This is a genomic window from Streptomyces lasalocidi (assembly GCF_005280215.1).
In the GTDB taxonomy this organism is placed as follows: Bacteria; Actinomycetota; Actinomycetes; order Streptomycetales; family Streptomycetaceae; genus Streptomyces; species Streptomyces longwoodensis.
Window position 1 is genome coordinate 7,309,022 of the sequence record NZ_SZNQ01000001.1, and the last position, 25,056, is coordinate 7,334,077.

The following is a 25,056-nucleotide window of genomic DNA, read 5'->3' on the forward strand; positions in this document are numbered from 1 at the left end:
CGGGCCCGCCCCGGACGAGGCGGCGTCCGCGCACCCCCTCGCCCAGCCCGTCGACGGCCTCGACGACGCCCTGGCCGCCGTCGACGCACTCGACCGTGCCCTCACCGGCGGCCTCCTGCGCCCCGGGCCCGAGCAGGCCGCCGACCTCACGCACCTCGCGCACGCCGCCGCCGCGTCCCCGCTCGCCTCCCGGGTCGCCGAGGCCGCCGACAAGGCGTCGGCCGGAGCCGCCGGGGAGGAGCACTTCGTCGCGCTCGCCGCCGCCCGCGCCGCGCTCTTCGGCGCCGTCCACGACGCCCTCTCCGACCGCGTCCAGGAGTTCACCGGCCGTACGCCCGCCGAGCGGGAGCCGTCGGCGGCCGACGCGCCGGACGCGGCGAACGTCCTCGCCGCCGCCCGCTCCTGGCTGTGCGACCTGGCACGCAGCGGCTGGCAGGGCATCGACCACGAACTGGTCGCCGGGGCCGCGCCCATCGTCTCTGCGCTGCTGCCCGACCCCGCGCTGCGCCGCCCCGCGGTCCTCCTCGACGGCTTCGCCGCCGAGCTCGCCGCCTCCTGCCCCGGAGCGACGCTGGAGCGCATACCGGCCCGCCGCTGGGGCGACCTGTGGTCACGGGCCCTGCTGCTCACCCTGCCGGGCGCGCTCGGCACCGCCGCCCCCGACCGGCTCACCGGCCGCCTGCTGCCCCTGGGCACGGACCTGCACGAACACGCGACCGCCGTCCAGGCCCAGGTGCACGCCGTGTTCGAGCCGGCCGACGGCGGCCCGTCCCGCCTGGTGCGCGCCAGTGTGTCCGCCCCCAAGCCGGACACCGTGGTCGGCGCCGGCGTCTGGCAGCTGCTGCGCCCGCACATGACGCTCCTCGCCGCCGCCGGGGAGGGCCGTGCGATGGAGCTGACCGACATGCCGGCCACCAGCGACGGCGACCTCCTCTGGGACGACGCGCACGCCCGCCCGGGCGAACCGGCCGACCCGTTCGCGACGGCCCGCGTCGCCCTGCCGACCGCCACCGCCGCCGTGACGGCACCGCTCGACCGGCACCCGGCGGGCCTCGCCGTCCCCGTGTTCCTGGAGGGCTACACCGTCCAACGGCACGAGGACACCGTGGCGTTCACCGTCGCCGGACACACCCTGGCCGTCGACACCGACCGGGCACCCGCGGCCGGTCCCCTCACTCCCGACACGGTCGCCGCGTCCGCCGCCTGCATCGCGCTGCTGCGCTGGGACGCCGGGACGCACCGCCTGCAGCCGCTCGCCGTGGAGAGCACCGTGCGCCGCAGGACGGTGTCCGTGCACGCGGGTGCGTGGGCCGGCGGCACCACCGACAAGGCGGCCGTCAAGGCGGAGAAGGCCGCCACGGACGCCGTGACCGTGCTGCGCGAGCGCGCCGGAAGGCTGCTGCGGAAATGACCGAGACCACACCCGCCCCGGACGCCCACGACCACCGCCGCCAGGTCCTCTACTGGCGCCTGCTCGCCCGCCTCTTCGACCCCGAGGAGCGGGCCTCCCTGGAAGCCGCGAGCCTCGCCGTCGTCGAGGACATCAGCCTGCCGGCCACGCTGCTCGACCCGCAGGTCTCGATCGACTCGATCGTGCAGCGCCACCCGGACCTGGCGGCCGAACTCGACGGCCTGATGACCCCGGACGGCGCCGACCCCCAGCACGACACGGCCGACAGCGACGACCGCACCGACCGACAGGGCGACACCGGCGAGGGCGACGACCGCACCGGCCGGCAGGACGACACCGCCGACGGCGACGACCGCACCGACCGACAGGGCGACACCGGCGAGGGCGACGACCGCACCGGCCGGCAGGGCGACACCGCCGACGGCGACAGCCCCGGCCGCCCCGCCCCCCACGACACCACCACCGACGGCGACCGCCGCGACCGTGCCGCCGAGGTCCGTCGTGCCGCCCTCGTCTCCAAGGTGCTGCTCAACGTCTTCGCCACCGGCTCCGGAGCCGTCAGCGCCGGGCAGTTGGCGCGCTGGCAGTCCGACGCCGGCTGGCTGGAGCGCGCCCTCGGCTGCGCCCCCGGCGACCTGCGCGGCGGCCGGACGAGCGTCCCGGGCGGTGTCGCCCCGACCGGCACCGGCCTCGGCGGCGCCACACCGGACCTGAGCCGGCTGATCCCGCAGATCGGGCCCGAACTGGGCGCGCTGGAAGCGGACCTGGTCAAGCGGATGCGGCTGCGCGAGGTGCTGGCCGACCCGCAGCTGGCCGCGCGCCTCACCCCCAGCATGTCGCTGATCGAGCAGCTCCTGCGCGACAAGAACAACCTCTCCGGAGTGGCCCTCGCCAACGCCAAGGCGCTGATCCGCCGCTTCGTCGACGAGGTCGCCCAGGTGCTGCGCACCCAGGTGGAGAAGACGTCGGTCGGCGCGATCGACCGCTCCGTCCCGCCCAAGCGGGTCTTCCGCAACCTCGACCTGGACCGCACCATCTGGAAGAACCTCACCAACTACAGCCCCGAGGAGGAACGGCTCTACGTCGACCGCCTCTACTACCGCCACACCGCGCGCAAGACCACACCGCAGCGGCTGATCGTCGTGGTGGACCAGTCGGGCTCGATGGTCGACTCCATGGTCAACTGCACCATCCTGGCGTCCATCTTCGCCGGGCTGCCCCGGGTCGACGTCCACCTCATCGCGTACGACACGCAGGCGCTGGACCTCACGCCGTGGGTGCACGACCCGTTCGAGACGCTGCTGCGCACGAACCTCGGCGGCGGCACCGACGGCACGGTCGCCATGGCCCTCGCCCAGCCGAAGATCGCCGAGCCGCGCAACACGGTCGTGGTGTGGATCTCCGACTTCTACGAGTGGCAGAGCCAGCCGCTGTTCGACAGCATGGCCGCCCTGCACCGCTCGGGCACCCGGTTCATCCCGGTCGGCTCGGTGACCAGCTCCGGCCGCGGCAGCGTCAACCCGTGGTTCCGGGAGCGCTTCAAGGACCTCGGCACACCGGTGCTCTCCGGCCACATCCGCAAGCTCGTCCACGAACTGAAGACGTTCCTCGCCTCGTAGCGGGACCGCACGAGCACGCACGTACCGACCTCACCCGTACCTCAGAAAGGCCCCCGCATGTCCGACCTGCTGCGCGCCCCCGCCGAGATCAAGTACGCCGAGGAGCTGGACTGGCTGGAGTCGGTCGACGACGGCCCCAAGCCCTTCTCCTGGAGGCTGTCGCCCAAGATGGTCCGGCTGTTCGTCCTCGGCTCCGAGCGCGCCGACGGGCTCGACCGGGAGATCTCCCAGAAGTGGTTCGGCGACCGCAGCTTCGTCGAGCGGTCCATCGTCACCCTCGCCTCCGACCGCGGCCTGCTGCTGATCGGCGACCCCGGCACCGGCAAGAGCTGGCTCGCGGAGCTGCTGTCGGCCGCCATCTGCCGCAACTCAACGCTCGTCGTGCAGGGCACGGCCGGCACCACCGAGGACCACATCAAGTACTCGTGGAACGTCTCCATGGTCATCGCCAAGGGCCAGTCCCGGGCGTCGATGATCCCCTCGCCGATCATGACCGCGATGGAGCGCGGCGCCATCGGCCGCTTCGAGGAGCTGACCCGCGCCACCAGCGACGTCCAGGACGCGCTGATCTCCATCCTGTCCGAGAAGTACATCTCGGTGCCCGAACTCGACAGCGACAGCGACAACATCGTGTTCGCGCAGCCGGGCTTCTCCGTCATCGCCACCGCCAACAGCCGCGACCGGGGTGTCAACGACCTGTCCTCGGCGCTCAAGCGCCGCTTCAACTTCGTGCGCATCCCGGTGGTGACGAACAAGAAGAGCGAGGCGGAGATCGTCCGCTTCCGCACCGAGGAGCTGCTGCGGCGGCACCGCATCGAGCTGGAGGTGCCGCCCACCCTGCTCGACGTGCTGCTGCAGAGCTTCGCCGACCTGCGGGCCTCCGCGGCCGCCGCCACCAGCGACGACGAGAAGCTGGAGTCGGCCCTGTCCACCGCCGAGCAGATCGGCGTGCTGGAGGACGCGGTCCTGCACAGCACCTTCTTCGGCGAGCGCACCCTGAGCGCCCACACCCTCGCCTCCTCCCTCGTGGGCTCGCTCGCCCGCCGCGACCCGGAGGACCTGGCCCTGCTGAACAAGTATCTGCACGGCGTGGTCGAGCCGCGCAGCAAGGAGGAGGGGGGCTCCTGGCCGGAGTTCCTGGAGGGCGGCCGCGACGCGATCGCGACCCTGTCGTGAGCGCCGGCACCTTCGAGGCCCTGCGCGGCCAACTCCACGAGGCGGCCACCGCGTTCGCCGACGGCCCCGGTGCGCTGGAGGGCATCCTGCGCGGCATCGTCGACGACGTCGACCGCGCCCTGGGCGAACCCCTGGAGATCTTCCCCGTCTGCCACCACTCGCCGGCCTCCGCCCTCGCCATGGCCCGGCGGCTGCGCGCGAAGCAGCCGAAGGTGGTCTACCTCGAACTGTGCGAGGACATGGCCCCGTTGCTCACCGAGCTGCGCAACTGCCGCCTGCCGGTGGCGGTGCAGGCGTTCGCGGGCGAGGTCGTGGGCTTCCCCGCCGACTGGTCGCCGCTCTCGGTGGTCGCCCCGATCACCGAGGCGTCCGCCGAGTACCAGGCCATCGCCTACGCCCTGGACACCCCCGGCGTCGAGCTGGTCCTCGTCGACCGCTCCTCCGACCACGTCTTCCAGTGGGAGGCCCGCGACGCGCACCCGCCCGCCCCCGGTGAGCCCGCCGACCCCGACGCTCCGCACGGCGAGGACGGTGCCGCGCTGCACGGCGACGCGGTCGGCGTGGAGATCGGCGACCTGCGCCCGCGGTTCGCCGAGCTGGAGGAGCACCTGCTGCGCCACGGCCGGGTGCGGCACTGGTCGGAGTGGTGGCACCAGTACGTCGAGGTGCCCCTCGGTGACGGCGACCACGACACCTACCGCCAGGTGATGCTGCTCATCGGCAGCCTCTTCCGCCGCCTGGCCCCCGGCGACCCGCGCCGGGTCCGCGTGGACGAGGACCGCGAGCGGTACATGTGGACCCGCATCCGTGGCCACCTCACCGCCACCGGCACCGACCCCGGCGACTGCCTCTACGTGTGCGGCGCCTTCCACGCGGCCAGCCGCGTCGAGGAGTTCGGCGTCCACGGCACCGACACCTTCACCATCACCCCGCCCAGCGGCACCCGGTGGCGCCACGGCCTGATCCCCTCCAGCCACGCGGCCATCGAGGCCCAGTTCGGCCTGGCCGGCGGCTCGGTGTCGATCGCCGCCGCCGAATGGGCCAAGAACGTCCGGCGCACCGGCGTGAAGCCGTTCCGGCTCCAGGGCCAGGCCGGCACCAAGAAGCAGGGCCGCAAGGCTCGACTGCCGTCACCTGCACCGTCCGGGGCGCCCGCCGACAAGCTCTCGGGGTTCCTGGGCCGCCCGCCCGCCCTGGACCGCCTCGACGAGGCCGAACTGCTGGGCTGGTCCGTGGACATCGTGCGCGCCGCCCGCCGCAACGGCTACCTCGCCTCCACCGCGGACGCCATCGCCGTGTTCGAGACGTCCATCCTCCTCGCGGGGATGCGCGACCGCGCCAAGCCGACGCCGTACGACTTCCAGGACGCGGCCGTCACCTGCATCGAGAAGGACGTCGTACCGGGCCGGCGGGACGTGCGGCGGCTCGTCGAGAGCATGATGGGCGGCGACCGCGTCGGCCAGGTCGGCTACGACGCGCTGCCGCCCCTGGCCCGCGACGTCCACGACCGGCTCGCCCCGCTGGCCCTCAGGCTCCAGCAGCGCGGCGTCCAGCGCGCCCTGCTGGACGTCGCCTCCCGCCCGGAGCTGGAGGCCTGCTCCGACGTCCTGTGGATCCTGCGCCGCCTGCTGCCCCAGGGCGCCGCCCGGCCGATCATGGGTGAGCGGCGGCTCGGCGAACGCCCCATCCAGGAGTCCTGGGACCTGGCCCTGGGCACCCACCAGCGGGCCCTGATCGAGCTCGGCTACGAGGGCGTCAGCATCGAGCAGGTGCTGGAGCAGCGCCTGCGCCGCACCGCCTACGACCCCCGGGCGACCACCGGCGCCGTCCTGGAGACCGTCGAGGACGCCCTGCTCCACCTGCGCAGCCGGCGCCTCGCCGACGAGCTCGGCACCCGCGCCCTGGAGGTCCTCTCCCGCGAGCGCAGCGTCGACGGCGCCCCCGAGGTGCTGCGCCGGGTGCGCCGGCTGCTCGCGTACCACCGCACGCACGAGCCCGCGCTGCCCGCGTGGATCGAGTCCTTCGTCACCACCGGGTACGCGCACTACTGCACGCTGTTGCCGACGGCGTTCACCGACGAGGACGCCACCGTCCGCCAGGTCGGGGCGATGCTGGGCTTCCTGTTCAGCATGGAGGGCCTGGCCCTGTCCCTGGGCTGCGACCGCACCCAACTGGAGCTCGCCGTCGCCCAGTCGCGGCCCGAGGACCCGGCGAAGACCGCCCTGCTCTGGGCGGCCCGGACCCACCTGGGCACGCTCTCGCGCACGGAGCTGCGCGCCCGCTGCGCCGACCTGCTCGGCAACCCGCTGGTCGTGCCGTCGTACCCCCGCTACCTCAGTGGTTTCCTGCACGCGCTGGAACCGGTGCCGGCGCTGGCCGACTTCGTGGTGGAGGCCGTCTCGCAGGCGTTCGCCCGCCTGCCCGACCAGGTGCTGCTGCCGTGGCTGCCGAGCCTGATCACCTCCCTGCGCTCCGGCGGCACGGAGCTGGCCCCGCTGCTCATCCGCGAGGCCGACCGGCTGTTCCCCGGGCGGCTCGCGGCACTGGACTCCTGGACGCCGCCGTGGGAGGCACCACCGTCACCGGTGGGGGAGCAGGGGGCCGCGGGCCCGCACGCCGGGCAGGGCGTCGCGCTCCTCGCCGCGCACCCCGCGGCCTGCGACGCGCTGGCCGGGCTGCTGGGCTGCGACGACCCCTGGCGGCCGGCACCGGCGGCCACGACCCGGGGCGCCGTGCTGCTGAGCGAGCACCCTGCCACGGGGGAGGCCCTGGCGGCGCTGCTCACCACCGGCTGACCGGCCGACGGCCGCCCCGGTCCGCGCCTCGCCGCGGACCGGGGACGCCGTCACCGCGTGGTCGGCCGTCCCAGGTACCAGACCGGCCCCTGCTCCTGCGGGACGTCGATCTCCCGGAACCCCAGCCGGTCGTAGAAGGCGCGCGCCGGGGTGTTCGCCCGCGCCATGCACAGGTGCACCGCGGGCACCCCCTTCTCGTGCAGCGCGTCGAGGAACGCCTCCATCAGGGCGCGCCCGTACCCCCGGCCCTGCCACGGCGGCAGCAGGTCGATGTGCAGGTGGGCCGGGAAGGGCGCGAGCTGGGGCTGCACCATCCGCTCCGGGTCGTGCAGCAGGCCGGTCATCTCGTCGGTCGGCGTGCGGGGCGCCCCGCCGGGCCGGGGGTACCGGTCGGCGACCGCGGGCAGCCACGCGTCGCGGAACCACTGCACGAACCGGGGTGTGTCGGCCGTCCCCACGATGTACCCCACGGCCCGCCCGTATCCGTCGTCGAGCACCCGGGTCAGCTCCGGCTCGTGGTCGACGTACGGGTAGGCGAACAGCGTGGGCATCAACTCCCGGTCGGGGTAGATCCCCGAGGAGTCCTGCCCGTTGTGGGCGGTCAGGACGCAGACCTCCCCGAGCGCCGGACGATCGGACACCCGGTACGGCCGCACGAAGGGCATCGGCTTCATGCCCCCGATCATCCCGCCGGGGGAGCGCTCCCACAAGCGACGGCGGGCACCTTCCCGACCGCCGCCGGGCACCGCGCACGCCCGCCGTCCGGAAGCGCGAACGCCGCCGTCCGAACCGCGAACGCCGGCCGCCCCGGCGGCACTTGGCTCACCGGGGCGACGGGCGTGTGCGGAACGGATGCCGTACGGGCGCCGTACGGGTCAGGCGGCCGGGGCCGGGAACGTCGGGTACTCGACGCCCGAGGCGTGCTGGACGACCCGGATGACCTGGCACGAGTAGCCGAACTCGTTGTCGTACCAGAGGTAGAGGATCGCGTTGTCACCCTCGACCTTCAGCGCGCCCGCGTCGACGATCGAGGCGTGGCGGGAGCCGATGAAGTCGCTGGAGACGGCGTCCGGCGCGCTGATGAAGTCGATCTGGCGGCGCAGCGGCGAGGTAAGCGACACGTCGCGCAGGTAGTCCAGGACCTCCTCGCGAGACGCCTCGCGGGCGAGCTGGAGGTTCAGGATGGCGATCGACACGTCCGGCACCGGGACCCGGATCGAGCTGCCGGTGATGCGCGCCTTCAGGTCCGGCAGCGCCTTGGCGACCGCGGAGGCCGCGCCGGTCTCCGTGATGACCATGTTGAGCGGCGCGGACCGGCCCCGCCGCTCGGACTTGTGGTAGTTGTCCAGCAGGTTCTGGTCGTTGGTGAACGAGTGGACCGTCTCCACGTGCCCGCGCAGGACGCCGTACTCGTCGTCCATCGCCTTCAGCGGCGGCACGATCGCGTTCGTGGTGCAGGACGCGCAGGACAGGATCCGCTCGTCCGGCTTGACGGTGTCGTGGTTGACGCCGTGCACGATGTTCGGGACGTCGCCCTTGCCGGGCGCGGTCAGCACGACCTTGTCGATGCCCGGGCGCAGGTGCAGCGACAGCCCCGCGCGGTCGCGCCACTTGCCGGTGTTGTCGATCAGGATGGCGTTCTTGATGCCGTACGCCGTGTAGTCGACCTCGCTGGGGTCGTTCGCGTAGATGACCCGGATCGCGTTGCCGTTGGCGACGATCGTGCTGTTCGCCTCGTCGACGGTGATGGTGCCCTGGAACTGGCCGTGGATCGAGTCGCGGCGCAGCAGCGAGGCCCGCTTGACGATGTCCTGCTCGCCGCCGCCGCGCACCACGATGGCGCGCAGGCGCAGGCCGTTGCCGGAGCCGGCCTTCTCGATGAGCAGGCGGGCGACGAGGCGGCCGATGCGGCCGAAGCCGTAGAGGACGACGTCGCGGCCCTCGCGGCGCTCGATCTTGTTGCTGCCGGTGGCGCCCGCCACCGCCTGCGCGGTGAACTCCTCGACCGACAGGCCTTGGTCGTCCGCCTTGTGGGTCGCGGCGAGCATGCCGATGTCGATCTGCGAGGGGCCGAGGTCGAGCGTGGTGAGCGCCCGCAGGAACGGCATCGTCTCGGTGACCGAGAGCTCCTCGCCGGCGATCTGCCGGGCGAAGCGGTGGGTCTTGAGGATGCTGACCACCGACTTGTTCACCAGGGAGCGGCTGTGCAGGAGGACGGTGACGTCCCGCTCCCGGTGCAGCTTCCCGATGATCGGGATCATCGCCTCCGCGGTTTCCTCGCGGTTCTTCCAGTTGGTGAACGAGTCGTCGTTGACAGTCACGGATCCATCTTTCGAGCTAGGTGGCGCTCATATGCTAACCACACCCTCGCTCGGGGTCCGCAGCCGGTGTGATCACAACCGGTATGGCCGGTAACGCGATAAAATCGAGCGATTTGTCCCGAAACGGGTGACAGCCCTGGCCGGAGTGACCGATGCCCCGCAAGCGCCCCACGGACGACGGTGACGAGCTGCTCGCCAGACTCGGCTCGCTCACCGCCCAGGCCCGCCATCGGGCGGAGCTGCAGCGCACGCAGGTGGAACTGGCCATCGCCCTGCAGCGGGGCATGCTGCCCCGCGACCTGCCCGTCGCCCCCCGCCTGCACCTGGCCGTCCAGTACGCGCCCGCCTTCCACGGCCTGAACGTGGGCGGCGACTGGTACGACGCCTTCGTGCTGCCCGACGGCGGCATCGGCCTGTCCATCGGCGACGTCCAGGGCCACAACATCGAGGCGGCGGCCTTCATGGGCCAGGTCCGCGTCGGCCTGCGCGCCCTCGCCTCGGTCACCAGCCACCCCGGGGAACTCCTCTCACGGACCAACGACCTGCTGCTGTCCCTGGGCGGCGACCTCTTCGCCACCTGCACCTTCCTGCGCCTGGACCCCGTCACCGGCGTCCTGGAGAGCGCCCGCGCCGGGCACATACCGTGCGTGTGGGCCACGGCCGACGGCAAGTCCGGCATCGCCGACGACGAGGGCGGGCCGCCGCTCGGCGTCGTGGCGGGCATGGAGTACCCGGTCACCCGCTTCCGCCTCACCACGGGGGGTGTGTTCGTCCTCCTCACGGACGGCGTCGTGGAGGGGCCCTCCATGAACCTCGACGAGGGCCTGGACCAGGTCGTGCGGCTCGCCGGCATCGCCGCCGTCGCCGGCCTCGAGGCGTCCTCCCTGGCCGCGGCCGTGATCAAGGGCGCCGCACGCGTCGGCCACGAGGACGACGCGGCCGTCCTGGTCATCGGCCACGACGGTCATGACGACGATGACGATCGGGACGGCGACGACGATCGGGACGGTGGTCAGGCCACGCTGGGCGGCGACGGCGACGGCGACGGCGACGGCGGCCACGGCGGTCGCGACCGCCCTGGTCGGCCCGACGGCCGCCGCAGCGACGACAGCGGCGACGTGTACGGCCCCGACGGGCGACCACGGCCGTAACGCCGGACGCGCGCGCTCCCGCCGGGCGGCACCCGGAGCCCGGACCCCCGTCGTGGAGCCGGGGAGCCGGGCGGGTGTTCAGCCGGAGGGCCGGACGAGGGCCGTCCTCGCCTCGCCGTCCCCGGCGCGACGGTGTCTGATGGCTCTGTGGTGGGTACCGAGCAGCTGCGCCGACCAGCCGTCTTCTTGCTGCGGACGCTGGCCGTCACCGCCTGCTACTACGGCGCCGGACGCCTCGGCCTGCTGCGGCACCTGGTGGTCGAGGGAGCGGTGTTCAGCCCCATCTGGCCGCCCACCGGCGTGGCCGTGGCCGCGCTGCTGGTCTTCGGGCTGAGCTGCTGGCCCGGTATCGCCCTCGGGGCCTTCCTCGTCATCCTGTCGATCACCACCTCGCTGACCCCGGCCGTCATCGGCACCCTGGCCGGCAGCACCCTTGCGCCCCTGTGCGCGTACCTGCTGCTGAACCGCGTCGGCTTCCGCACCGAGCTCAGCCGGCTCCGGGACGGCCTCGCCCTGGTCTTCCTCGGCGCGCTGGCGGCCATGACGATCAGCGCGACGACCGGGGTGGGGATCCCCGTCCTGACCGGCCGGCTCGCCGCGGGGGACTTCTGGCCGGTGTGGCTCGCCTGGTGGGTGGGCGACGCGATGGGCGTCCTGATCGTCACGCCGGTCCTGCTGCTGCTGTACAACGCCCGGTGGCACCCGCACCCCGCCCGGTGGCGCTGGAAGGAGGCCACCGCGCTCGTCATCGCCGTCGCCGCCCTGGTGCCGCTGGCCACCTACAGCAGCGTCAGCCTGCTGTTCCTCGTCTACCCGCTGCTGATCTGGGGCGCCCTGCGCTTCCAGCTCGCCGGGACGATGCTGTGCGCCCTGCTCGCCTCCGTGCTGGCCACCCTCGCTGCCACCGACGGCACCGGGCCCTTCGCGGGCCTGAGCCGCATCGAGGTGATGGCGAAGCTCCAGGCCTTCAACGGCGCGATGGCCCTCACCGCGCTGCTGCTGTCGGCGGTGATCACGGAGCAGCGCAACACCAGGCGCTCGGTGGAGCGGGCCTGCCAGGAACTGGTCGAGGTCCTGGAGCACCTCACGGCGGGCGAACCCCCACCACCCCGCCCCGCCGAGGAGACGTACGACGCCGACCAGGGGGACGGCCGCGGTCCCCACCCTGGACGCGCCGGCCCCGATGCGCCCCTCCTCGACGCCGACGACGGCCCGGACCACGGCGCGCACCGCCCGCGCGAGACCCGCTGACCCCGCCCCCCGCCCCTTCCGGCAGCCCGCGGAGCCTTCCCGCACCCGAGTGGTGACCCCTCCACGACCGGCGTACGGTCGAACGGTGTACGCGCCGGTGGGCGCCCCGGTTCCCGGTCCGCCCCGACGCCCGTCCCCGAGCGTGGAACCGATATGAGCAGCAGCCCGCAGCCCACGTCCGCCCCCACGACCACCGCCCCGGCACCAGGCGGTGGCGGGAACGCGATGGCGCTGCTCGTCATCGCCTCGTGCCAGCTGATGGTGGTCCTCGACATCACCATCGTGAACATCGCGCTGCCGCACATCCAGCGCTCGCTGGACTTCTCCACCACCAGCCTGTCGTGGGTGGTCAACGCCTACACTCTGACCTTCGGCGGCCTGTTGCTGCTCGGCGGCCGGGCCGGTGACATCCTCGGCCGACGCCGCGTCTTCGTGTTCGGCGTGCTGCTGTTCGTCGTCGCCTCCCTGCTCGGCGGGCTCGCGCAGAACAGCGGCCAGCTCCTCGCCGCCCGCGCCCTCCAGGGCGTCGGCGGGGCCATCGCGTCACCCACGTCCCTCGCGCTGATCAGCACCACGTTCCGCGAAGGCCCGGCGCGCAACCGGGCGTTCGGGGTGTTCGCGGCCGTCTCGGCGGGCGGCGGGGCGATCGGACTGATGGCCGGCGGGATGCTCGTCGAGTGGCTGAACTGGCGGTGGGTGCTCTTCGTCAACGTCCCCATCGGCATCCTCATCGCCCTGGCCACGCCCCGCTGGATCAAGGAGTCCGAACGCCACCCGGGCCACTTCGACATCGCGGGCGCCCTGACCTCGACGGCCGGCATGGTCCTGCTCGTCTACGGCTTCATCCGCGCCGCCCAGGAGGGCTGGCGGGACGCCTGGACCCTGGCGTCGTTCGCGGCCGCGATCGTCCTGCTCGGCCTGTTCGTACTGACCGAACGGCGCTCCAAGCAACCCATCACACCGCTGCACATGTTCGCCGACCGCAACCGCGCCGGCACCTACGGCATGATGCTCTGCCTGGCCGCCGCCATGTTCGGGATGTTCTTCTTCCTGACCCTGTTCGTGCAGGACGTGCTGAACTTCAGCCCGCTGAAGGCGGGCTTCGCGTTCCTCCCGGTGAGCGCGGTGATCGCGGTCGGCGCGGGCCTCGCCTCCCGCTTCCTGCCGGTGTACGGCCCGAAGCCCTTCATGGTCGTCGGGGCGCTGCTGGCGGCGGCCGGCCTCGCCTGGCTCACGCTCACCGACGTCCACTCCACCTACGCGGGCAGCATCCTCGGCCCGATGCTGGTGTTCAGCTTCGGCATGGGCATGGAGTTCGTGTCGCTGACGCTGATGGCCCTGTCCAACGTGCCCGTCCACGAGTCGGGTGCGGCCTCGGGGCTGCTCAACGCCACCCAGCAGGTGGGCGGTTCGCTCGGTCTGTCCATCCTGGTCACCGTGTTCGGTACGGCCAGCACCAACGAGGCCCACCGCCAGATCCCGGCGTTCCTGTCCCAGGCGACCCCGCTGGAACGGCTGCGCTTCCAGCGCACCGGCGTGCTGCCCCCGCCCTGGTCGGACGAGGTCCTGACGGCCGGGGTCTCCGGCGCCTTCGTCACGGCCGCCGTGCTCGCCGCGGTCGCCGCGGTGATCGCGCTGCTCGTCATCCAGGTGCGCCCGTCGGACCTGGAGCGGCTCCAGGGCGGCGCCGTTCAGGGGCAGTCGTAGGCCAGGCGCAGGCTCGCCGTGTGCGGGGCGGGGGACAGGACGCGCAGCGTGGCGGTGGTGCTCTGCCGGCCGTGCCCCTGGAACGTCCACCGCAGGTGCACGCGCACGGTGCGCTGACCCTGGTCCAGCGAGGCGTGCCGCACCGGTGAGGTGGATCCCCCGCCGCGCACCCACCGGTAGGTGACGGTGCCCTCGTGCCCGTCGGTCCGCACGACGCCGACGACGTCCGCCGTGCCGTCGCAGACCAGGTGCGTCCGGTCGGCCCGCACCGCGACCCCGCGCACCGACAGCGGCGCCGAGGAGTGGTCCCGCCACCACAGGAACACCAGCACGACGGCCAGCACGCACACCGGTACGACGTGCCGGCGCCACCGTCCGCGCCGCCGCGGCGCGGGAGCCGCCCCGACGGCCGCCGGGACGTCGACCCGGTGGGCCAGGGCCGTGGTGACCCCCGGCCCGAACCGCAGCACGGTCTCCTCGCCGGGCCCGGCCGGCCCGACCGGCACCGTGGGGTCGACCAGCGTGGTGTCGACCAGCGTGGTGTCGACCGGTGTGGCGTCCTCCGGCGGCGGGTCGCCCACCGGCCGCTGGATCCAGTGGCTGGCCAGCACGGTCGCGCTGTAGTCGTCGTCCGGCGCCGTGGGGCCGGGCAGGGCGCGGGGGTCCTGGGGGGCGCTCATCGGATCTCGCACTGCCGGATCAGGAGCTGCTGCGTGGCACCGCCGTCGGCGGAGGCGGGGCTCGTCGTGGCCTGGACGGTCCAGTAGCAGCCGGTGGACGAAAAGGTGTGGTCGACGGTGACCATGTACTGCGTGGCACCGCTGCGCCGGAACGAGGTGGCGGCCCCGTCGGCCGCCCCGGGCTGTCCGGCGGCGTCGCCCCCGAACCAGGCGGCGGTCAGGGTGACCGGTCCGGTGCCGTCGGTGGTCACGGTCAGCGTCGCGGTCGCCGTGGTGGGACCGGTCTGCCGGAACGCGCTGACGGAGACGTCCTTCACCGCGGGCGCGGCCGGCGGGGAGGACGTGTCGGCGGACGGGCCGGGGGAGCCCGGCGCGGAGGTCGTGCCGGTGCCCGGGCTCGTGGTGGGCGCGGCCGGGGACGCGGTGTCCGGGCCGGAGGCCGCGGGGGACGGGGAGGGGCCGGGGACCGACTCGGCCGGCGAGGGCGTGGCCGCGGCCGTGCCGGACGGGGTCGCCGTCGGGGTGGCCGGTCCGCTCGGCGTCGGACCCGCGTCCGCGCCGGTGACGGCCGGGTCGGCGCTGGTGGTGGCGAGGACGTCCGTCACCCGCCCGGCGGTGTCCGCACCGGCGATCGGACCGATGCCCTGGGTCGCGAGGACCGCCAGGAGCAGCGCGGCCGCGGCCACCGCGAGACCCGGCCAGGTGGGCCGCCACGCGGTGAGCCGCCCGTGCCCCGAACCCAGGACGGTGCGGGCGGTGTCGGTGGTGGTGCGTGCCGTCCGCTGGTGCCGCGGGGGCCGCAGGAACAGCAGCAGCGCGACGAGCGAGGCCAGCCGGGCGCGGCCGCGCGTCTCCCAGTCGGGCCCGTAGCGGCCGACGGCGGCCCGCTCCAGGTCGGCGACGAACGCGGCGGCGTCCGCGGGCCGTTCCCCGGGTGCCTTGGCCAGCCCCCGGCGCAGCAGCGGCCGGAGCGCCGGGGGCACCTCGTCGGCCGGGACTGGGTGTTCGAGGTGCTGGAGCGCGAGCTCGGCGAGGTTGCCGCCCGGGTAGGGCTTGCGTCCCGTGAGGCACTCGAAGAAGGTGGCCGTCGCGGCGTACACGTCTCCGGCGGGCGAGGCGGGCGCGCCGGTCCACTGCTCGGGCGCCATGTAGGCGGGCGTCCCGGCGATCCCCGCGTCGACGCCGGAGTCGACGGCGATGCCGAAGTCGACCAGCTTGGACAGGCCGTCCGTGGTGACCAGCACGTTGTCCGGCTTGTAGTCGCGGTGCACGACGCCCAGCCGGTGCGCGTCGGCCAGCCCGAGCAGCGACCCCTTCAGCACGACCAGGGCCGCCTCCGGCGCCAGCGGGCCCTGCCGGGTCAGCAGCGTGCGCAGGGAGACGCCGTCGACCAGCTCCATCACGATCGCCGCGCCCCGGGGCGCCTCGACGTACTCGTAGAATCCGGCCACGTACGGGCTCTCCAGGCCGCCCAGGAGTTCCGCCTCGGCGCGGAAGCCGTGCACGAAGCCGGGCCGGGTGCGCAGCGCCTCGCTCAGGTACTTCACGGCGACCGGCACACCGGTCTCCTCGTGCACGGCGAGCACCACCCGCCCGCTCGCCCCGAAGCCGAGTTCCAGCGACTCGGAGTACCCCGGTACCGCCCATGCGTTCACAGCCGTCCCCCCTGCCGTGGCGCGTCACCGCCGCGTGGTGCGTGGCGCGGTGGACCACGGGGAGGAAGACACGCTTTCGGCCGGAGCGGTTGCAGACACGCACCCGCTCGTGGGCCCGGCCCCGCGGTGCGGGTCAGTCGACGCTCCACGCCCGGGCGGGCGCGGGGGGACGCGCGGCGCCGTCGGCGGCCAGGGCGCGCAGCCGGGCCGCGAGGTCCTCCAGGGCGCGGCAGACGGCGAGTTCGTCGCCGATCTCGGGCGCGGGCGGATCGTCCGGGTTGCGGTGCGCGACGCCGGTCCCCGTGACACCCGACGTGTCCCGGCCCGACAGCACGGCCCGCGCCCGCGTCTCGTCGCCGTCCTCGGTGATGTGGACCCGCACGGTCCACTGCTTGCCTTCCACGGTGTTCACCTCCGGGTCGGGCCGTCCCGCTCCTCCTCCAGACTGCGGCCGGGACGGCGGCCGGTCCACGCGGACCGCTCAGCGCACGGCCACGGGCGCGGGGCCGTGCGCCCGCCACGCGGCGGTGCGCAGCGGGTCGTCGGCGAGGACGTCGACGGCCGTGCAGGCCAGCGCCTCGGTGACCGAGGCCAGCACGCCCCGGGCCCGCTCCGACAGGCCGGCCTCGGCGAACTCGGGTGTGTGGTCGGAGCCGTCGGCGTCCATGATGGCGACGAACGGGTGGATGGCCGGCACCAGCCCGCTGACGTTCCCGATGTCCGAGGAGCCCAGGTACACGCCGGGCGTGGGCGGGGTCAGGTCGATCCCGGCGCGCGAGAGGTGCGCCGCGAAACGGGCGGACAGCGGCTCGCTGTCGCGGAAGTGCTCGTAGCGGACGGTCGCCCGCTCGACGGTCACCGTGGTGCCGGTGGCCTGGGCGACCCCGGCGGCCGCCGTGCGCAGCCGCCCGGCGAGGTCGTCCAGCGCCCCGGTCGTCGCCGCCCGCAGCCCGAACACGCCCTCGGCGTACTCCGGGACGATGTTGGTGGCCGTGCCGCCGTGGGTGATGATGCCCTGCACGTGGGACGCCTCCGGCAGCCGGTGGGTGAGGCCCGCCAGCACGTTGAACAGCTCGATCAGGGCCGCGAGCGCGTCGATGCCCTCGGTGGGGTTGCCCGTCGGGTGCGCGGCCCGGCCGTGGAAGCCGACCCGGTACTGCTCCTGGGCCGTGAGCGGCGCGCGGACCCAGTCGTGCACGCCCGGGTGGAACATCAGCGCGGCGTCCACCTCGTCGAAGACGCCCGCCTCCGCCTCCAGGGCCTTGCCACCGCCGCCCTCCTCCGCGGGGGTGCCCACCGCCAGCACCGTCCCGGGGGCGTCGCCCCGAGCCGCGTGGGCGGCGAGCGCGGCGCCCAGCCCGGCGGCGGCGATGAGGTGGTGGCCGCAGGCGTGCCCGAGGCCGGGCAGGGCGTCGTATTCGAGGAGCAGCGCCACGGTGGGCCGGCCACCGCCCGCGCGGGCGGTGAACGCGGTCGGCAGTCCGGGCACGTCCTGGCGCACGTCGAACCCGGCCCGGCGCAGCTCGCCGGTCAGCAGGGCCGCCGCGCGGTGCTCGGCGAAGGCGCACTCGGGGTCGGCGTGCAGCGCGCTCGCGACCTCCCACAGCAGGTCCGTCCGGGCGGCCACCTCCTGGCGGACGCGGTGGTGCACGGCATCGGGCGTGGACGACACACGGGCCTCCTCGGGTCGGCGGCTTTCGGCACCGTCCGGGTTCCACCGAACGTCGCAACGACACGACGCGGCGCCGACACGACGCGGCGCCGACACGACGCGGCGCCGACACCGCCCCGGGGTTTGGACCGGGCGCCCGGTGCAACACGGTGGCTGGGCCGCACCGTCCCCGCGGGGGCGGTGCGGCCCACGACGGAGTCCGCCCGGGAGGCACCATGGATCATTCACGCGTACCCGTACTCGAGGCCCTGGAGGAGTTCCGGCGCCGGGGCGACATCGCCTACGGGCCGCCGGGACACAAGCAGGGCCGGGGCACGGACCCCCGCGTGGCCGAGGTCCTCGGCATCGACGTCTTCCGCTCCGACGTGCTCAGCCTGAACGGCCTGGACGACCGGCGCCAGTCGCAGGGGGTGCTCGCCCAGGCGCAGGAGCTGATGGCCGACGCGGTCGGCGCCGACCAGGCGTTCTTCTCCACCTGCGGCAGCTCCCTCTCGGTCAAGACGGCGATGCTGTCGGTGGCCGGGCCGGGGGAGAAGCTGCTGCTGTCGCGCAACGCCCACAAGGCGGTGATCGCGGCGGTCATCATCAACGGCGTCGAACCGGTCTGGGTCCACCCCAAGTTCGACGGCGAACGGCACCTGGCCCACCCGCCCGAGCCGGACGACGTTCGCCGGCGGCTGCGGGAACACCCCGACGCCAAGGGCATGTTGCTGATCACCCCCACCGACTGGGGCACGTGCGCGGACGTCGCCGGGGTGGCCGAGGCGTGCCACGCCTTCGACGTGCCCCTCATCGTGGACGAGGCGTGGGGCGCCCACCTGCCCTTTCACCCCGGCCTGCCGCCCTGGGGCATGTACGCGGGCGCGGACCTCGTGGTCACCAGCGTCCACAAGATGGGCGGGGCCGTCGAGCAGAGCTCCGTCTTCCACCTCCAGTACGACCGGGTGGCGCCCGAGGTGCTCAAGCAGCGCGAGGACCTGCTCGGCACCACCAGCGCCTCCTCGCTGGTCTACGCGTCGCTCGACGGCTGGCGGCGCCAGATGGTCGAGCAGGGCCACGACCTGCTGGACGGGGCCATCGTGCGGGCGAAGCGGGTCCGCGAGCTGGCCGACGGGCTGCCCGGGCTGCGCGTGATGGGGCAGGAGATCGTGGACGAGGGCCTCGCCGCCTCCTTCGACCCGTTGAAGATCGTCATCGACGTCCGCGAGCTCGGTGTGAGCGGCATGCAGGCCGCGGAGTGGCTGCGCGCCAACTGCCACATCGACGTGGGCGGTTCGGACACCTGCCGGATCAGCGCGTCGATCACCTACGCCGACGACGACATCACCGAGAAGCGGCTGACCGACGCCCTGCGCACGCTGACCGAGCACGCGGACGAGATGGAGAAGCTGCCCGAGGTGCGCCTGCCGCAGCCGGGCGTCCTCGAACTGGAGCAGGCCATGCGGCCCCGGGACGCCTTCTTCGCGACGGTGGAACACGTGTCCGCCGAACAGGCCGTGGGGCGCATCGCGGCGGAGACGATCAGCCCCTACCCGCCCGGCGTGCCCGTGGTGGCCCCGGGCGAGGTGATCACCGCCGAGGTGGTGGACTACCTGCGCAGCGGCGTCGACCACGGCTTCCTCATCTCGGACGCGGCCGACCCGACGGTGAAGACGCTGCGCGTGGTGGCCCGCGACTGACACCTCGTCAAGCGCGTCGTCAGGTGCCCCCTGTGAGCCCTGGTCACGTGGGGGAGACGGCGGCGGGACGGTCCCCGTGTGCGCCGACCGCCGCCCGGATCTTGGCGAGGCCACGCATGCGGTTGCGCTGCACGGTGCCGCGGTGGGCGCCGAGCCGTGCCGCCGCCAGGTCGTGGGTGAGCCCCTCGAGGTCGACGAGGATCACCGCGGCGGCCTCCTTGGGCGACAGCGCCCTCAGCAGCGCGGTCGCCACCGCCTCGGCCTCCTTGCGTGCGAAGCCGCCGTCCCAGCTCGGCTCGGGCAGCCGGTCGGTGCAGCGCTCCCGGCGCGCGGGCCGGCGCCAGTGGTCCCGCAGCAGGTTCAGCGCGGTCGCGCAGGCGTAGGCGTACGGCTGCTGCTGCCGGGCGAGCGTGCGGGCGCGGGCGCGCCGGGACAGCCGGAGGTAGGTCTCCTGGAGGAGGTCGTCGGCGTCGTGCGGATTGCCGGTCAGGGCGATCAGCCGGAGCCGCAGCCTCGGCATGAGGGCGGTGAACGCGGCGTCGAACTCGTCGGCGGTCAGGTCGGCGTGCCCGGCCGACGACGCGCCCCGTCCGGTCGGGAAGGTGGGTCCAGCCGTCGGCGACGTGGTCGTGGTCGCCGCGGCGCAGGTGCTCTCCACGGTGTGTTCCCCCGTTGCTCCGTCGCGCGGCGTGGTCGCGCCGGCGACTCGTCGTGGCGGCTCCGCCCGCTGCCGGACGCACCCGCCGTGCGGTTCCTCCGGGTCGGCAGGTGACGAAGCCCGCCGCCGTGGTGACGTCCGCCACCCCCGACAGCGTGGACCGGACTCCTGCAGGAACGACGCAGATCCTCTGCAGGCGCGACCCGGCCGTCCTGCAGAACGGCCGCCTGCCGGGGAGAGGGCCGTTCACCCTTCCCGGTGACGGCCTTTCGCGCCATTCTTCCCGGTACTCGAACGGGTGACGGCGCACGGCGACGCCGTCCGCACCCCGCTCGTACGGCGACCCGCCACGCCCCGTCCCGGGGCGGGAGGCGTGCGCCCGCTGCGTCGAACGGCGGACCGTCCACCGGACACCCGACGCGTTCCGGCCACCCCGCCACGCCCACCGGACCGCCGTACGGAAGGGCGGTCCGGAGCCGGGCGTGCCGGTCCACGGCCGCCGGTATGTTGTCCCCGACGTGCGGCAACGCGACTTGCGGGGGGACACGGTGGACGTTCGCCTTCTGGGACCGGTCGAGGTGTCGAGCGCGGGCCGCCGACTCCCGCTGAACGGCGCCCGGCCGACGGCGATCCTCGCGGCCCTCGTGGTGCACCTCGGGGAAGTGCTGTCCGTGGACCGCCTGGTGGACCTGGTGTGGGAGGAGGAGCCCCCGGCCACCGCCCGCGCGCTCGTCGCCTCGCACGTGTCCGGGTTGCGCCGCGCCCTCGCGGGCACGGGGGCCGAGCACCTGGTCCGCACCCGCTCCCCGGGCTACGTCGCGGACCTGCCCCCGTCCGCCGTCGACGCCCGGCGCTTCGAGGAGGCGTTCACGGCCGGGCGCGACGCGGTGCTCGCCGGACGCGCCGAGGACGCCGTGACCGTCCTGGACACGGCGCTTGGCCTGTGGCGCGGACGCGGCGCCCTGGAGGGCCTCGGCCAGTCCTTCGCCCGGGTCGAGGCGTTGCGCCTCGCCGAACTGCGCCTGGAGGCGCAGGAGTTCCGCTTCGCCGCCGAACTGGACCTGGACCGCCGCGCGGACCTCGTCGCCGAACTCCTCGCCCACGTCGCCGCCCACCCCCTGCGCGAACGCCCGCGCGGCCAGCTGATGACCGCGCTGTTCCGCACCGGCCGGGTCGCCGAGGCCCTGCGGTGCTACGAAGAGGGCCGCCGGCTGCTGCGCACGGAGCTCGGGGTCGACCCGGGCCCCGAACTGCGCGCCCTGCACCTGGCCCTGCTGCGGTCCGACACCGCCGTGCTCGGCACCCCGGGCGGCCCGCCCTCCGCGCCGCGCCCCGCCGCCGGACCCGCGGACCCGCCCCGGGGATCCGCTCCCGGGCGCGGCGGGGGAGCGGTCCCGCTGCTGCCCTCGCCGCGCAGGGCGACCGAGCACCCGCCGAACCTGACCACCCACCCTCCCGCTCCCTCCCACCTCCCGCCCGACGTGGCCGACTTCGTCGGACGCGCCGAGCAGATCGACTGGGCCACCGCCCTGCTGGGGGAGGTCCGCGACCCGCGGCGCACGGCGCCGCCCATCGGCGTGATCTCCGGCCGCTCCGGCACCGGTAAGACCGAGCTCGCCGTCCACGTCGCCCACCGCACCGCCGGCCTGTTCCCCGACGGCCGCCTCTTCGTGGACCTGCGTGCCTCCGACTCCGCCCCGGTGCGCACCGCCGACGCCCTCGCCCGGCTGCTGCGCGCCCTCGGCGTGGACCCCGACCCGTCGCCCCGCGACGAGGAGGACCTGCTCGGCCTCTACCGCACCCACATCGCCCGCCGCCGCGTCCTGCTGATCCTCGATAACGCTGTCAACGAGGCCCTGCTGCGCCCCCTGCTGCCCCCGGGCGGCGGCTCGGCGGCCCTGGTCACCAGCCGCCGCCGGCTCGTCGCGTTGGAGGGCGCCGCCCACCTCGACCTGGACGTCCCGTCCCCCACCGAGGCGCTGGACCTGCTGGCGCGGGTGGCCGGACCGGCCCGCCCCTCCGACGAGCCCGCCCAGGCCGCCGAGATCGTCACCCTGTGCGGACGGCTCCCGCTCGCCGTGCGCATCGCCGGCGCGCGCCTCGCCGCCCGCCCCCACTGGACCCCCTCCCGCCTGGCCGCACGGCTGCGCGACGAGCGCCGCCGCCTCGACGAACTCCAGGCCGGCGACCTGGAGGTGCGGGCCAGCCTGCGGCTCGGTTACGCGGACCTCGGCGCGCAGGAGCAGTGCGCCCTGCGGCGCCTGGCCCTGATGGACCTGCCCGACTTCGCCGCCTGGGTGGCCGCCCCGCTCCTCGACGTCACCTCCGAGGAGGCGGAGGAGGCCGTGGAACGACTCGTCGACTACCACTTCCTCGAGGTCGTGCGCACCGACGAGACCGGCCGCACCCGCTACCGCATCCACGACCTGGCCCGCGAGTACGCCCGTGAGCGCGGCCTCGCCGACGAGGTCCGCGACGAGCGGCACGCGGCGATACTGCGGCTGGTCGACCGCTGGCGCGCGATGGCCCGTTCCGCCGCCGCCCGGGGCCCCGGCGGTGCGTCCCGCCTGCTGCCGGCCGTCGGCACCGACGGGCCCTGCGCGCTGGAGGACGATCCGACCGCCTGGTTCGCCGCCGAACAGGGCTGCCTGCTCGCCGCGGTGGCCCACTGCGCGGAACGCGGCCTGTTCGAGGCCGCCCGCGACCTGGCCGCCGCCCTCATGGCCGCCTCCGCCACGCTCTACAACGAGTTCGAGGCCTGGTCCCGTTCCCACGAGGTGGCCCTGGCCGCGGTCCGCCGCGGCGGCGACGTGGAGGGCGAGGCGTGGCTGCTGCACGGGCTCGGTCAACTCCGGCTGGAGCAGGACCGGTTCGACGAGGCCCACGCCTTCTTCGCCGCGGCGCTGCGGCTGTTCGAGGAGCGGGACGTACGGCCGGGCCGGGCGCAGGCGCTGGCCGGGATGGGCTCCGCCCGCCGTGAGCAGGCCTCCTTCGACGAGGCCCTGACCCTGCTGGAGTCCGCCCTCGCCCTGTACCGGGAGCCGGAGGACGGCGCCGCGACGGCGTACGCGCTGTACGGCGTCGGGAGCGTGTACCGGGACCAGGGGCGCCACCAGGAGGCGTGGGACACCCTGACCCGCGCCCACCGGCTGTACGTGGCCGCCGGTGATCGGCACGGCGAGGCGCTCACCCTGCGCGGGCTGGGCCTGTGCCACCGGGCGCGCGGCGACCTGCAGGCCGCGGAACGGGTGCTGCGGCAGGCGCTGGACCTGTTCGAGGAGGCCGACGACGCCTTCGGGGTCGTGTACGCCGAGCAGGCGCTCGCCAAGGTGGAGCTGCGCCGGGGCCGCACGGCGCCGGCACGCGCCCGCCTCGACCGCTGCCTGGCGGTGACCCGGGAGCGCCGGGACCTGTTCGGTGAGGCCCTGGTGCTGCGCACCCGCGGGGAGTGGCACCTGGCGGTCCGGGACGAGGAGTCCGCCATCGAGGACCTGCGCCGGGCGCTCGGCCTGTGGGAGGAGCTGGAGCTGCCGCAGTGGCGCGCCCGCACCCTGCACGACCTGGGCACCGCGGAACTGCGCCGGGGCGCGACCCGCACCGGCCGCGCGCTGCGCGAGGAGGCCCTGCGCCTCTTCCGCGCGCTGGGGTGCCGGGAGGCGGACGAGGAGCGGTAGCCCCCGTCACGCCCCCCGGTGACCGTTGCTCAGACCGTGCCGCTGGCCGCGATGGTGACCTTCGCCTTCGGGGAGCCGCTGCTGGAGCCGAGGGACTCGATGCGGTCGACGATGTCCGACCCCTCGACGACCTCGCCGAAGACCACGTGCTTGCCGTCCAGCCAGCTGGTCACGACCGTGGTGATGAAGAACTGCGAGCCGTTGGTGTTGCGGCCCGCGTTGGCCATGCTCAGCAGGTAGGGGCGGTCGTGCTTGAGGGTGAAGTTCTCGTCCGCGAACTTCTCGCCGTAGATGCTCTTGCCGCCGGTGCCGTTGCCCGCGGTGAAGTCGCCGCCCTGGAGCATGAACTGGGGGATGATCCGGTGGAACGAGGAGCCGGCGTAGCCGAAGCCGTGCTGGCCGGTGGCCAGCTCGCGGAAGTTCCTGGTGGTCTTGGGCACCACGTCGTCGAACAGCTTGAAGGTGATCCGGCCGGCCGGCTCGTCGTTGATGGTGATGTCGAAGTAGACGTTCTCGCTCATGCCGTTCAACCTACCGTCGTGCGGTGCCGGCGTGACGGGAGGGGCACGTCAGGGGGACGTGCCCACCACCCGGCAGGGTGAGCCGGTGCCGGGGCGCGGCGGTCGGCCCCGGCGTGCGGACGGCCCGGTCAGTGGTGTCCGCGGCCCGTGCGCAGGCGGTCCAGCACGGCGCCCGCCATCGCCTCCTCGCCCCGGGCGTTCGGGTGGGCGGGAGCGGCGGGCGAGGTGGGCCGCAGCGGCTCGATCCAGCGGTCCCCGGGGGCCTTGCACATGTCGTGGCCGACCGTGGGGCCGTAGGTGTCGACGTACTCGGCGCCGTTCCAGCGCGCCACCAGCTGGAGCATCAGGTTCAGGCGCCTGCCGGTGTCGCGCAGGTAGGGGAAGTCGCCGGTGGCGAACGGCACCGTGGGGGCGCAGCCGCTGCCGTCGTCGGGCAGCAGGTCCGGGTAGCCCACGAGCAGCACCCGGGCGTGCGGCGCGCGGGCATGGACCGCCCGCAGGACGCGGGCGACCTTGGGCGCGGTCCGGGCGATGGCGACGGTCAGCTCGTCGACGCCGTCGGCGCCGTAGTGCTGCCGGCAGGGGGCACCGGCCGGGTCCTGGGCGGCGACCTGGGCACAGGTGGCGATGATGGAGCCGAACCCCATGTCGTTGCCGCCGATCTGCACCGTCACCAGGTCGGTGTCGCGCCGCACGGCGTCGAGCTGGGGGCCGTTGGTGCCCTGCGCCTTCCACATGTGCTCGGTGGTGGCGCCGGCGCAGCTGACGTCCTTGAACACCACGCCGGGCAGCGTCGCGGCCACCAGCGACGGGTAGTTGTGGTCCGAGCGCGCGCAGTTCGCGTCGACCTGCCGGGGGATGAGCGGCCCGGAGGTGTAGGAGTCGCCGAGGGCGGCGTAGTCGGTGGTCCGGCCGGAGCCGTGGGCCGCCGCCGGTGCGGTCGAGGCCGCCACGAGGGCGCAGCCCCCCAGCGCCGCCGCCCAGGTGGCGGCCCGTCGGCCCCGTCCGCGCCCGCCCGCGTCCGCTGTGCCGTACGCCATTGCAGTCCTCCCCCTCGATCGGGTCACGGCGCGGCACGCCCCCGGG

Annotated in this window: 17 protein-coding genes and 1 pseudogene; 9 read left to right on the top strand and 9 right to left on the bottom strand. The window is 74.6% G+C overall.

The window, feature by feature from the left end; all coding sequences use genetic code 11:
• Nucleotides 1–70: 70 nt before the first annotated feature.
• Genes E4U91_RS33025 through E4U91_RS33040 form a run of 4 tightly spaced genes read left to right on the top strand, consistent with a single transcriptional unit; the run spans nucleotide 71 to nucleotide 7,001 of the window.
• The gene (locus tag E4U91_RS33025) at nucleotides 71–1,411 is read left to right on the top strand and encodes a hypothetical protein (RefSeq protein WP_241678919.1); all 1,341 of its coding nucleotides are present in this window, start codon (nucleotides 71–73) and stop codon (nucleotides 1,409–1,411) included.
• Nucleotides 1,408–3,030, top strand: coding sequence for a VWA domain-containing protein (locus E4U91_RS33030; RefSeq protein WP_137310209.1), 1,623 nt, complete (start codon nucleotides 1,408–1,410; stop codon nucleotides 3,028–3,030). The genes E4U91_RS33025 and E4U91_RS33030 overlap by 4 nt, the downstream gene beginning before the upstream one ends.
• Nucleotides 3,031–3,087: 57 nt before the next feature.
• Complete coding sequence (locus tag E4U91_RS33035; protein WP_137310210.1) at nucleotides 3,088–4,206, top strand: ATP-binding protein; 1,119 nt, start codon at nucleotides 3,088–3,090, stop codon at nucleotides 4,204–4,206.
• Nucleotides 4,203–7,001 (top strand): DUF5682 family protein, encoded by a 2,799-nt coding sequence (locus E4U91_RS33040; RefSeq protein ID WP_137310211.1) that lies wholly within the window; start codon nucleotides 4,203–4,205, stop codon nucleotides 6,999–7,001. The genes E4U91_RS33035 and E4U91_RS33040 overlap by 4 nt, the downstream gene beginning before the upstream one ends.
• Before the next feature lie 50 nt (nucleotides 7,002–7,051).
• Here the strand turns inward: E4U91_RS33040 and E4U91_RS33045 are convergent, their stop codons facing one another.
• On the bottom strand, nucleotides 7,052–7,675 hold the full coding sequence (locus tag E4U91_RS33045) for a GNAT family N-acetyltransferase (protein WP_137310212.1): 624 nt from the start codon (nucleotides 7,673–7,675) through the stop codon (nucleotides 7,052–7,054).
• 201 nt (nucleotides 7,676–7,876) lie between these two features.
• Complete coding sequence (locus E4U91_RS33050) at nucleotides 7,877–9,322, bottom strand: glyceraldehyde-3-phosphate dehydrogenase (RefSeq protein ID WP_137310213.1); 1,446 nt, start codon at nucleotides 9,320–9,322, stop codon at nucleotides 7,877–7,879.
• Nucleotides 9,323–9,474: 152 nt separating this feature from the next.
• On the opposite strand from E4U91_RS33050, the pseudogene E4U91_RS33055 reads away from it, so the two are divergent.
• The 3 genes and pseudogenes from E4U91_RS33055 to E4U91_RS33065 all read left to right on the top strand — a co-directional run.
• A pseudogene (locus tag E4U91_RS33055) lies at nucleotides 9,475–10,287 on the top strand (PP2C family protein-serine/threonine phosphatase); the annotation flags it as partial.
• A 333-nt stretch (nucleotides 10,288–10,620) separates the two neighbouring features.
• The gene (locus E4U91_RS33060; RefSeq protein WP_137310215.1) at nucleotides 10,621–11,724 is read left to right on the top strand and encodes an MASE1 domain-containing protein; all 1,104 of its coding nucleotides are present in this window, start codon (nucleotides 10,621–10,623) and stop codon (nucleotides 11,722–11,724) included.
• Nucleotides 11,725–11,877: 153 nt separating this feature from the next.
• Nucleotides 11,878–13,431, top strand: coding sequence for an MFS transporter (locus E4U91_RS33065; protein WP_137310216.1), 1,554 nt, complete (start codon nucleotides 11,878–11,880; stop codon nucleotides 13,429–13,431).
• Here the strand turns inward: E4U91_RS33065 and E4U91_RS33070 are convergent.
• The 4 genes from E4U91_RS33070 to E4U91_RS33085 all read right to left on the bottom strand — a co-directional run bounded on the left by E4U91_RS33070 (nucleotide 13,416) and on the right by E4U91_RS33085 (nucleotide 17,438).
• Nucleotides 13,416–14,111, bottom strand: a complete 696-nt coding sequence (locus tag E4U91_RS33070) for a hypothetical protein (protein WP_137310217.1) — start codon at nucleotides 14,109–14,111, stop codon at nucleotides 13,416–13,418. The two genes, E4U91_RS33065 and E4U91_RS33070, sit on opposite strands and share 16 nt — an antisense overlap.
• On the bottom strand, nucleotides 14,108–15,766 hold the full coding sequence (locus E4U91_RS33075) for a serine/threonine protein kinase (RefSeq protein WP_137310218.1): 1,659 nt from the start codon (nucleotides 15,764–15,766) through the stop codon (nucleotides 14,108–14,110). Before E4U91_RS33075 ends, E4U91_RS33070 begins: the two co-directional genes overlap by 4 nt.
• Before the next feature lie 133 nt (nucleotides 15,767–15,899).
• Complete coding sequence (locus tag E4U91_RS33080; RefSeq protein WP_137310219.1) at nucleotides 15,900–16,169, bottom strand: dsRBD fold-containing protein; 270 nt, start codon at nucleotides 16,167–16,169, stop codon at nucleotides 15,900–15,902.
• A gap of 78 nt (nucleotides 16,170–16,247) precedes the next feature.
• Entirely contained in the window at nucleotides 16,248–17,438 is a 1,191-nt protein-coding gene (locus E4U91_RS33085; RefSeq protein WP_137310220.1) for an amidohydrolase, read from the bottom strand.
• A 215-nt stretch (nucleotides 17,439–17,653) separates the two neighbouring features.
• Here E4U91_RS33085 and E4U91_RS33090 point away from each other — a divergent pair, with 215 nt between their 5' ends.
• Nucleotides 17,654–19,117 carry an aminotransferase class I/II-fold pyridoxal phosphate-dependent enzyme gene (locus E4U91_RS33090; RefSeq protein ID WP_137310221.1) on the top strand — a complete coding sequence of 488 codons (1,464 nt, stop codon included), beginning with the start codon at nucleotides 17,654–17,656 and terminating at the stop codon, nucleotides 19,115–19,117.
• A 43-nt stretch (nucleotides 19,118–19,160) separates the two neighbouring features.
• On the opposite strand, the gene E4U91_RS33095 is transcribed toward E4U91_RS33090, so the two are convergent.
• The gene (locus tag E4U91_RS33095; protein WP_422070925.1) at nucleotides 19,161–19,775 is read right to left on the bottom strand and encodes an RNA polymerase sigma factor; all 615 of its coding nucleotides are present in this window, start codon (nucleotides 19,773–19,775) and stop codon (nucleotides 19,161–19,163) included.
• A 548-nt stretch (nucleotides 19,776–20,323) separates the two neighbouring features.
• Between E4U91_RS33095 and E4U91_RS33100 the strand changes: the two genes are divergently transcribed.
• Nucleotides 20,324–23,449, top strand: a complete 3,126-nt coding sequence (locus E4U91_RS33100; protein WP_137310222.1) for an AfsR/SARP family transcriptional regulator — start codon at nucleotides 20,324–20,326, stop codon at nucleotides 23,447–23,449.
• A gap of 29 nt (nucleotides 23,450–23,478) precedes the next feature.
• On the opposite strand, the gene E4U91_RS33105 is transcribed toward E4U91_RS33100, so the two are convergent.
• Entirely contained in the window at nucleotides 23,479–23,970 is a 492-nt protein-coding gene (locus E4U91_RS33105) for a peptidylprolyl isomerase (RefSeq protein WP_137310223.1), read from the bottom strand.
• Between the two features lie 128 nt (nucleotides 23,971–24,098).
• Nucleotides 24,099–25,010, bottom strand: a complete 912-nt coding sequence (locus E4U91_RS33110) for an SGNH/GDSL hydrolase family protein (RefSeq protein WP_137310224.1) — start codon at nucleotides 25,008–25,010, stop codon at nucleotides 24,099–24,101.
• Nucleotides 25,011–25,056: the final 46 nt, after the last annotated feature.

Excerpts from the sequence above, each read along its gene's own strand:
- E4U91_RS33030 (WP_137310209.1), top strand. The coding sequence starts at position 1,408 with ATGACCGAGACCACACCCGCCCCGGACGCCCACGACCACCGCCGCCAG.
- E4U91_RS33035 (WP_137310210.1), top strand. The coding sequence starts at position 3,088 with ATGTCCGACCTGCTGCGCGCCCCCGCCGAGATCAAGTACGCCGAGGAG.
- E4U91_RS33045 (WP_137310212.1), bottom strand. The coding sequence starts at position 7,675 with ATGAAGCCGATGCCCTTCGTGCGGCCGTACCGGGTGTCCGATCGTCCG.
- E4U91_RS33065 (WP_137310216.1), top strand. The coding sequence starts at position 11,878 with ATGAGCAGCAGCCCGCAGCCCACGTCCGCCCCCACGACCACCGCCCCG.
- E4U91_RS33070 (WP_137310217.1), bottom strand. The coding sequence starts at position 14,111 with ATGAGCGCCCCCCAGGACCCCCGCGCCCTGCCCGGCCCCACGGCGCCG.
- E4U91_RS33090 (WP_137310221.1), top strand. The coding sequence starts at position 17,654 with ATGGATCATTCACGCGTACCCGTACTCGAGGCCCTGGAGGAGTTCCGG.
- E4U91_RS33105 (WP_137310223.1), bottom strand. The coding sequence starts at position 23,970 with ATGAGCGAGAACGTCTACTTCGACATCACCATCAACGACGAGCCGGCC.
- E4U91_RS33110 (WP_137310224.1), bottom strand. The coding sequence starts at position 25,010 with ATGGCGTACGGCACAGCGGACGCGGGCGGGCGCGGACGGGGCCGACGG.